Raw genomic sequence first — 8,662 nt, 5'->3', positions numbered from 1 at the left:
GNGNGTATCCGGGCCGCGGGTTCACCCCCGAGAGCCCCCCTGTGCCTACCCGCGCAACCACTCGACCGCGCGATCGAACACGGCGGTGAACCCGCGCTCGACCTCCGCCTCGTCGGCGCCCTGCAGGGGAAACGGGTTCGCGTGGTCGTACGCATAGGCCATGTCCAGTATCTCCACGCGAGCACCGGAGCCTGACAACGTCCCAGCCACGGCATTGGCGGGCATCACACTGTCCTTGCGCAGCGGAATGGCCCGGATCCGAGAGCCAATCCGCTGGAGTGCGGCCTCACGAGCGGCGTGGAGCCGATCATCCCGCACCATGAGCTCGAAAGCCCGGCCCACGGCATCCTCGGAGAGGAGCCGGCCCAGCTCGGGCCGGCTCTGTTTGTGCGAATCGAGCTGATCGAGAAACACATGCAGCGCCCGAGCGGCGGCGCTGTCGAGGATCTCCCGGGCCAGGGGAGACGTCTGCGACAGCATGCAGCCCCCGCAGAAGTTCACGAGCCGGGAGTCGGCGAACCGCCCGCCCTCATCGGCCATGAAGAGGAGCTCGGCCAGGAACGCGCCGATGGAGTACGCGAAGACATCCAGCCGGGCGCCAGGAGCCAGCAACGCCTCCTCTCCCCGGTGGACGCTCTCCGACAGGAGCGAGAGATCCCTCAAGGTCCGGACACCGGACCAGACGAAGCGCTCAGGGCGGGCGTGGATGCGGGTGCTCAAGGCGGCGTTGGCGAAGCTGGAGGCCGCGAGCTCCGGCATGCGGCGCATGCGCTCGCGGCTGAGCTGCCGCATGGAGCGAGGGTCCGACCAGAGGGCCGGGGACCTGTCCATGTGGAAGGCGACGGGGAAGAGGATGACGGGGACGCCGAGCCCCTCGACGAGGGCCTTGGCCCACGGCAGGTACTTCTCCCAGCGGCGCTCGTTGAGACCGTGGAGGAGGAGCACGCCCCGGGAGTGCCGCTCGGAACCAGGCGGCGCGAGGACGCGGTAAGGGAAGTCGAGGTTTTCCTCGACGCCCTCGTCCCGGTCGAGCAAACCCTTGTGGGACTCCGGCTCGAGCGCGGCCTCTGGCACCGGCAACAACGGGGGACTCCCGCCGGACGGCTCTCGCGCGGAGCGGAACCGGCGCTGATGCAGGACGAGCCCGGTGTCCATGATTCCGGCACCGCGCCCGTCCTGAAAGGCCTCGGCGAGCCTGCGGTACGTCCCGATGTAGCTCATGCAACCCCCTCCCGGTGGAGGACCGCCCTTCCGCGCCCCATGGTGTCACGAGGACGCGGGGCAGGACAGGGGCGCGAACCCCTACCCTGCCCCAGGCTCATCCCGCGGAGGTGGCGTTACGGCGCGGAGCAGAGGTTCGCGCTCTGGCCCACGGCGAACAGGAGGGCCTCTCGCAACGTGTCCGGCCGGTCCGCGCGGAAGAAGCTGCCCCGTCCCGCCAGCGCAATGCTCTGGAGCATGGGGCTGCTGTCCCCGTAGCCGACCACGAACGTCCGCACCGTCTGGCTGTTGGGCATGTCGCTTCGCAGATCCGTGTGCGACAGGAAGAACGCCACGTCATCCATGAAGTTCTTGTTGCCCACCCCATGGCCGATCGGCCAGTTGTAGTCGGCGTAATCACACGCTTCCTTGGTGGTGCCAAACAGGTGGCAGTAGTTCACGCCCCCCACGTTGGGATTCAACTCAGGATCGATCGGGTTGAACGTGAGCAACGAGCCATCCGGGTGCCTGGCGCCATTGGCCTTGAGAATGTCCATCATCTTGGTGATGGGCACCGAGTTGTCGGACCGGGGCGCTCCTGCGCTCACCACGATGATGTTGTTGCTCTGTGAGGCGTTGCAAACAGATTTGTCATATCCGGTGCCCTCCCAGGGCTGACCCGGCAGGACCTTGTCGGTATACGGATCGGCATACGGAGGCTTGAGCCACTCCTGCGCGGCCACGCCCCAGAAGTACCCCGGCTGACCGGTGTACGGGTTATCGTAGGTGCCACCATTGCAGCAGCCCGGCCAACCGAAGTCACCAGGATTGACGGGCTGCTGGAACCAGTACCCCCACCGGTTGTCCGCCACCTGAGAGGAGAAGTAGCCGCCCAGCCCGAAGAGGGCCTCGCCGATGGAGCGCTCGTTGTTGTTGAACTTCACCTCGTTGACGGCATGCCTCAGCCTGGACCGGTTCAGCGCCTCATCATTGAAGGTGGGGTAGGACTGGTCACACGTTGGACGGAGCTTCTCGAGCATCGCTGGCGGATCGAACCAGCCGTGATCCTCGCCGAAGGTGGCCACGCCCATGCGCACGTTGGTCACCGAGCTGATGACGTCCTTGAGTGCCTTGCGCGCCACCACGAACCTGGGCGGACGCACATTGAGCACACGGCCGCTGAGGACCCACTTACGGAACGCTTCGGGCGGAAGCGGCGGCTCGTCCAGTTCCTTGAGGGGACCGGCTCCGCTCGGATTCGTCGCCTGGGTCGTGGGGGTCACGATCGGACCGCGCCACCAGCCCTTACTCGCCAGACACGCCCGGCACTCGGTCATGAGGGGCGAGTCGACGGAGCCATAGGGGTAATCCGTCAGGTCCCAGCCCACACTCGCGTAGCAGACCGACAGGATGTCCCCGTAGCTGTAGAGGGGGCCCGCGAAGTTGTTGCCGTTGATCGTGAACCAACCCTCCTTCACGTTCCAGGCGAGGCGCCGGCCGCGCGAGAAGTAGAACTTGTTCGGGTCGAAGAACGGCGACTTCAGATCGCTGTCGGAGTCATAGGGGATGGAGCCATTCTTCGCTGGATCCACGCTGTTCTTGTCGAACCAGCTCATCGCGGCGACGAGCGCCGGGTCCTCGCAGCCCGTGTCCATGGCGAGACCGGCCGAGCCCTCGCTCCCTTGATCTCCCTTGGGGGTCACGGGCACTGCGGGCACCTTGTTGGCCGCGTACCAGCCCGGAGTGAAGACCTCGGGCAGGGATTGCGGGTAGTTCTGCATGGCCTCGCTGTTGTCCATCAGGAAGACCACACCCGGTGGCACATCCTGCGCCTGGACCGGCAGGGACAACAGCCCCGAGGCCCCGGCCGCCACCGCTCCCACGGTCAATCCCAGCCGATGGCCGGGCGAACGCCTGGAAATACCTACACGTCTCCCCAAATCACTGTGCATGTCATGGGCTCCTGGGGTTGGGTGCTTCATCGCCTCACACGGCTACGGCCGGTCTCGAAGCGCCAATCTTGATACCGCAATGGGCAAGCACTTGTATATGCCCCAAAAACCTCTGCCCTCCCACCTCCGTCACCGTCCAGCCCGGAAACAAAGGTGCCGTGGCAGCGAAAGCCTCATCATGACAAACCATGCAGGGAGTGCGGCATGCAAGGTTTTCGGTGTGCGGCTTCCCCGGTGTGCAAGACTTGAGGATTCCCGATGGAGTCCCCGCGCACTCCGTACGTATTTCTCAGCATGACCACCGCTGGGAAGGACGAAGGCCAGGACAGGGTCCGCACGGCCCCCTGCCCTGGCCTCGGCTCATCCCATCAACACGGCGTCAGGGCGTGGAGCCCGCGAGCGGGCGGATGACGTTGAGTGCCTGGAGGAGGGCCTCCCGGAGCTCGGTGGCATTTCTCGACCGGTAGAAATTCCCCCGGCCCGCCAGGGCGATGCTCTGGAGCATGGGGCTGCTGTCACCGTAGCCGATGACATGCGTGCGAACCGTCTGGGACCCCGCCATGTCACCCCGCAGATCCGTGTGCGACAGGAAGAAGGCCACGTCATCCATGAAGTTCTTGTTCGTCACCGCCAGACCCGTGGGCCAGTTGTAGTCGGTGTAATCGCAGTCCTGCTTCGTGAAGTACTCGACCAGAGGGTACTCGTCGCGCTTCACGAAACGGTCGCAGTAGTTCACCCCTCCCACGTGGGTGTTCGTCTCGGGGTTGGCCGGGTCGAACGTGAGCGGCGAACCATCGTGGTGCGTGGCTCCATTGGCCTCGAGGATGTCCATCATCTCGGTGATGGGCACCGTGTTGTCGGAGCGAGGCGTTCCGTCGGTCACCACGATGACGGCATTGCGCTGGGTCTCCGCGCAGACGGAGCGCCGGCCTCCCGGGGTCCCTTCCTCCCAGGGCTGGCCCGACAGGTATCTGCCAGTGACGGGATCCGTAGCGGGCGGCTTGAGCCACTCGTTGCTGGCCATGCCCCAGGAAGCGCCGGACATGCCCGTGTAAGGGTCATCGTAGGTGCCACCATTCCAGGCACCCGGCCAGCCCCAGCCCGGGTTGAGAGGCTGCGTGAACCAGTTCGCCCACTGATTGTCTGTCCTCTGAGAGGAGAAGTAGCCACCCAGACTGAACAGGGCTTCACCGGTGGAGCGCTCGTTGTTGCGGAAATCCACCCGGTTCACGACCTGCGTCAGCCGGGGCCGATTGAGCTGCGTCTCGTTGATCGCCGGGATGGAATCGTCGCAGCTCGGACGCAGCGGCTCGATCAGCAAGGCAGGGTCGAACCAACCATGGTCCTCACCGAAGGTGGCCACGCCCATTCGCACACCAGGCGCCATCCGGATGACATCCTTGAGCACCTTGCGCGCCACCACGAACTTGGGCGGCCGCACGTTGAGCACACGGCCCCTGAGGATCCACTTGCGGAACGCCTCGGGAGGAGGCGGCGGCTGGCCAATTTCTTGCCAGGGGCCCGCCTGGCTTGGACTGGTGTTCGAGGTCACGATCGGACCGCGCCACCAGCCCTTGGTCGCCAGACATGTCATGCACTCGTTGATGAGGGACGAGAGGCTACCCCCCGCCCCGTACGGGTAGTCCGTCGTGTCCCAGCCCACGCCGGCGTAGCAGGCCGTCAGCGTGTCCCCCATGCTGTTCAGGGGGCCCTCGAAGTCGCTGCCGTTGATGGTCCACGGGCCCTCCTTCACGTTCCAGGCGAGGCGCCGGCCACGCGAGAAGTAGAACCGGTTCGGGTCGAAGAACGGCGACTGCAGGTCGCTGTCGGAGTCATAGACGATGGAACCATTCTTCGCCGGATCCGTGCTGTTCTGGTCGAACCAGCTCATCGCGGACACGAGCGCCGGATCCGAGCAGCCCGTGTTGATGGCGAGCCCCGCGGAGCCTTCTCCTCCGAGGTCACCCCGGGCGGGATTCGTGGGCGTGGGGTAGTAGCCGGGCGTGAAGACCTCGGGCAGGTACTGCGGGTAGTCCTGCATGGCCTCGCTGTTGTCCACCAGGAAGACGACATTGGCGGGCACATCCTGCGCCTGGACCGGCAGAGACAACAGCCCCGAGACCCCGGCCGCCACCACCCCCACGGTCAATCCCAGCCGCTGGCCGAGCAGCCTCCTCGGAAAAAACACACCTCTCCCACAATCACTGTGCATGTCACGGGCTCCTGGGAAGGAATGCTGCAACGCCTCACACGGCCATGGCCGGTCCGAGGCGCCAATCTTGATACCGTAATGAGCAAGCACTTGTACATGCCCAAATCAAACCCTGACATCGAATTCCCCTCTCCATCCGTCACCGAAACAAAGGTGCCGTGAGAGCGAAAGATTCATCATGCAAGGCCATGCAGCGATTGCGGTGCGCAGGGATTGCGGTGCGCAAGAGTTGCGGTGCGCAAGGTTTGCGGAGTCCGGAGGAAACACCCGGGAACCTCGTACGTGATTCTCTGGATGACGTAGAGGTCACCGCGGTGGAACAGCCCCGTTCGCCCAGTCAAGGGGAGCCTTCCTATTCCCGGTCCTTCCGGTGTGACTCCGGGTACGGGTGGATTTCATGGCGCGGGCCCGGGCACCCGTGCACATTGCCGCCGCCTGCCAAGGAGAAACTTCAAGGAGTCCCACGAATGAAGCTCTACTACTCCCCGGGTGCCTGTTCGCTGTCGCCGCACATCGTCCTGCGCGAGGCGGGCCTGACCTTCGACATCGAGAAGGTGGACCTGCGCAGCAAGAAGACGGAGTCCGGCCAGGACTTCACCACCATCAACCCCAAGGGCTACGTCCCGACCCTTCAGCTCGATGACGGCGGCATCCTCACCGAGGGCCCGGCCATCGTTCAGTACCTCGCCGACAAGGCGCCCCAGAGCAAGCTCGCCCCGGCCAACGGCACCATGGAGCGCTACCGCCTCCAGGAGCTGCTCAACTTCATCAGCACCGAGCTGCACAAGGGCTTCAGCCCCCTCTTCAACCCCACCTATCCCGAGGACGCGAAGAAGATCGTCACCGAGAACCTCTTCAAGCGCTTCAACTACCTGAACACCTACCTGGAGAAGGGCCCCTACCTCACGGGCGAGCAGTTCACCGTGGCCGACGCCTACCTCTTCACCGTGCTGGGCTGGACGGCGTTCGTGAAGATCGACCTGGGCCAGTGGCCGGTGCTCAAGGCCTACCACGAGCGCGTGGCCGGCCGTCCCGCCGTGCAGGCGGCCCTCAAGGCCGAGGGGCTGCTGAAGTAGTCCCCCGAAGTCCTGGTGCCCGGACCGTGGAGGGCCCGGGCACCCCGTGCGCGAGAGGAATGGGCAGTGACGGCGCGGCCGTGCTGTAGTCGGCGCCCCTGTCCCGGACCGGAGACCGCACGGTGAAATCCCTCCCCCTCCTCGCCCTCGTCCTCGCCGCGATTGTCTGGCCCGCCGCCCCCGCGCTCGCCGCGAAGGCGCCCTCCCCCGCCCTCGAGGGCCTCGACGCGCTCTACCCCCAGCTCGATGCCCTCTACAGGGATCTGCACCAGAACCCGGAGCTCTCCCACCAGGAGGAGAAGACCGCGGCGAAGCTCGCCGAGCGCCTGCGCGCGCTGGGCTTCGAGGTGACGCCGAAGGTGGGCGGCCATGGTGTGGTGGCCGTGCTGCGCAACGGCAAGGGCCCCACGGTGCTGCTGCGCACCGACATGGATGCCCTCCCGGTGGAGGAGAAGACGGGGCTGCCCTACGCCAGCAAGGCGATGGCCAAGGATGACACCGGCCAGAGCGTTCCGGTGATGCACGCCTGCGGGCATGACGTCCACATGACGGCCTGGGTGGGCACCGCCACCCTGCTGGCGCGCGCGAAGGACCGGTGGCGCGGCACCCTCGTCATGGTGGGCCAGCCCGCCGAGGAGCGGGGCAGCGGCGCGCGAGGGATGCTCAAAGATGGCCTCTACAAGCGCTTCCCCAAGCCGGACTTCGCCGTGGCCCTCCACAACAGTGCCAGCGCCGCCGCGGGCACCATCGAGTACGTGGCCGGCTACGCCCTGGCCAACGTGGACTCCGTGGACATCACCCTCCACGGCAAGGGCGGGCACGGCGCCTACCCGCACACCACCGTGGACCCCATCGTGCTCGCGGCCCGTACCATCCTGTCACTGCAGACGCTCGTCAGCCGGGAGAAGCACCCGCTCGAGCCCGCGGTGGTGACGGTGGGCTCCATCCACGGCGGCACCAAGCACAACATCATCCCGGACGAGGTGAAGCTCCAGCTCACCGTGCGCTCCTACAAGCCCGAGGTCCGCAAGCAGCTCCTCGCCGGCATCGAGCGCGTGGCCAACGCCGAGGCCGCCGCGGCCAACGCGCCCCGCAAGCCCGACGTCTCCGTGACCGAGGGCACTCCCGCCACCTACAACGATCCGGAGCTGACGAAGCGGCTGGTGGGCGCCATCACCCGGGTGCTCGGCAAGGAGAACCTCCGCGAGGCCACGCCCGTCATGGGCGGCGAGGACTTCTCCGAGTACGGCCTCGCCGGAGTCCCCGCCGTCATGCTCTGGCTGGGCACCGTCGAGCCCAAGCGGCACGCGGAGGCGAAGGCAGCGGGCGAGACACTCCCCTCGCTGCACTCGCCCCTCTTCCATCCGGACCGGGAGCGGACCCTCCGCACCGGCGTCACCTCGCTGACCACCGCCGCCCTGGAGCTGCTGGGCAAGCCGTAGGGCCGCGCTCAGTTGGGCTGCACGCAGAGGTAGTTCAACGCCGTCACGACGTTGCTGCTCACGCCCGTGGCGTCGATGATCCGGAACTGCACCTGCGCATTCCAGTAGTAGGCGTCCGTGTAGAAGCCACGGGGGCAGTTCTCCGACAAGGTCGTGCCTCCGTCGAACCAGCCGCTGCTCCAGTTCCCCAGGTCGCTGGAGTAGAGGATGTTCCAGCTGTACCGGTAGGGCGCGGCACCGCCGGTGCCGCTGCCCGTGCAGTTGATGGTCGAGGAGGGCCGCGAGCAGGAGAGTGACGCCGTGGCACAGGTCTGCACCACGGACTGCGAGGCGGAGCGGGGGCTCTCCACGCAGACGGTGCGGTTGCCGTTGCTATCGATGACCATCGGGTAGGCCCTGACCTCGAAGGAGTGCGTGCCGCAGGCATGCCCGGCGCTACTGAAGAACCAGGTACCGGAAGCCCCAGTGCGATCCTCGACGGACCGCAAGACGCCATTGACGTAGTAATTCAGGCGCACCGCGTTGGCGCCGGAAGACACGCTCCAGCTTCCGCTGCCGGCGATCTCTCCACCGTACGAGCTGATGCCGCCGATGGAGAGTTGGGTCACGCTCGAGCCGGAGCACAGGGCCGACTCCGCGGTGCCCAGCGGCTCACCGGCGGGAGCCAGTTCCACTTCCGAGGGCGCACCACAGGCGGTCAGCAACAACCCGGAGAGCCACAGACACAGCGGTGCACGAGCAGGAGCACGCGACATCACGGATTCCTCCAAAAGTAGACCT

The 8,662-nt window shown here is 66.4% G+C and carries 6 protein-coding genes; 2 read left to right on the top strand and 4 right to left on the bottom strand.

Annotated features, from left to right (window positions below; all coding sequences use genetic code 11):
- Positions 1–45: 45 nt before the first annotated feature.
- The 3 genes from Q664_RS29855 to Q664_RS29845 all read right to left on the bottom strand — a co-directional run bounded on the left by Q664_RS29855 (position 46) and on the right by Q664_RS29845 (position 5,340).
- Positions 46–1,221: a DUF6051 family protein gene (locus Q664_RS29855; protein WP_052518842.1), complete on the bottom strand. Its 1,176-nt coding sequence runs from the start codon at positions 1,219–1,221 to the stop codon at positions 46–48.
- A 116-nt stretch (positions 1,222–1,337) separates the two neighbouring features.
- A complete protein-coding gene (locus Q664_RS29850) occupies positions 1,338–3,083 on the bottom strand; it encodes a pilus assembly protein (RefSeq protein WP_152622409.1) in 1,746 nt (581 codons plus the stop codon).
- A gap of 448 nt (positions 3,084–3,531) precedes the next feature.
- On the bottom strand, positions 3,532–5,340 hold the full coding sequence (locus Q664_RS29845) for a pilus assembly protein (protein ID WP_160174526.1): 1,809 nt from the start codon (positions 5,338–5,340) through the stop codon (positions 3,532–3,534).
- A gap of 491 nt (positions 5,341–5,831) precedes the next feature.
- On the opposite strand from Q664_RS29845, the gene gstA reads away from it, so the two are divergent.
- Together gstA and Q664_RS29835 are read left to right on the top strand one after the other, a co-directional pair.
- Entirely contained in the window at positions 5,832–6,440 is a 609-nt protein-coding gene (gene gstA, locus Q664_RS29840; protein ID WP_043403409.1) for a glutathione transferase GstA, read from the top strand.
- 122 nt (positions 6,441–6,562) lie between these two features.
- Entirely contained in the window at positions 6,563–7,882 is a 1,320-nt protein-coding gene (locus Q664_RS29835; protein WP_043403407.1) for an amidohydrolase, read from the top strand.
- Positions 7,883–7,890: 8 nt separating this feature from the next.
- On the opposite strand, the gene Q664_RS52840 is transcribed toward Q664_RS29835, so the two are convergent.
- Positions 7,891–8,637 carry a hypothetical protein gene (locus tag Q664_RS52840; RefSeq protein WP_063934777.1) on the bottom strand — a complete coding sequence of 249 codons (747 nt, stop codon included), beginning with the start codon at positions 8,635–8,637 and terminating at the stop codon, positions 7,891–7,893.
- Positions 8,638–8,662: the final 25 nt, after the last annotated feature.

Source organism: Archangium violaceum Cb vi76, assembly GCF_000733295.1.
Lineage (GTDB): Bacteria > Myxococcota > Myxococcia > Myxococcales > Myxococcaceae > Archangium > Archangium violaceum.
Note: the sequence above shows the minus strand (reverse complement) of the source record. Positions and strands in the feature narration are given on the sequence as shown.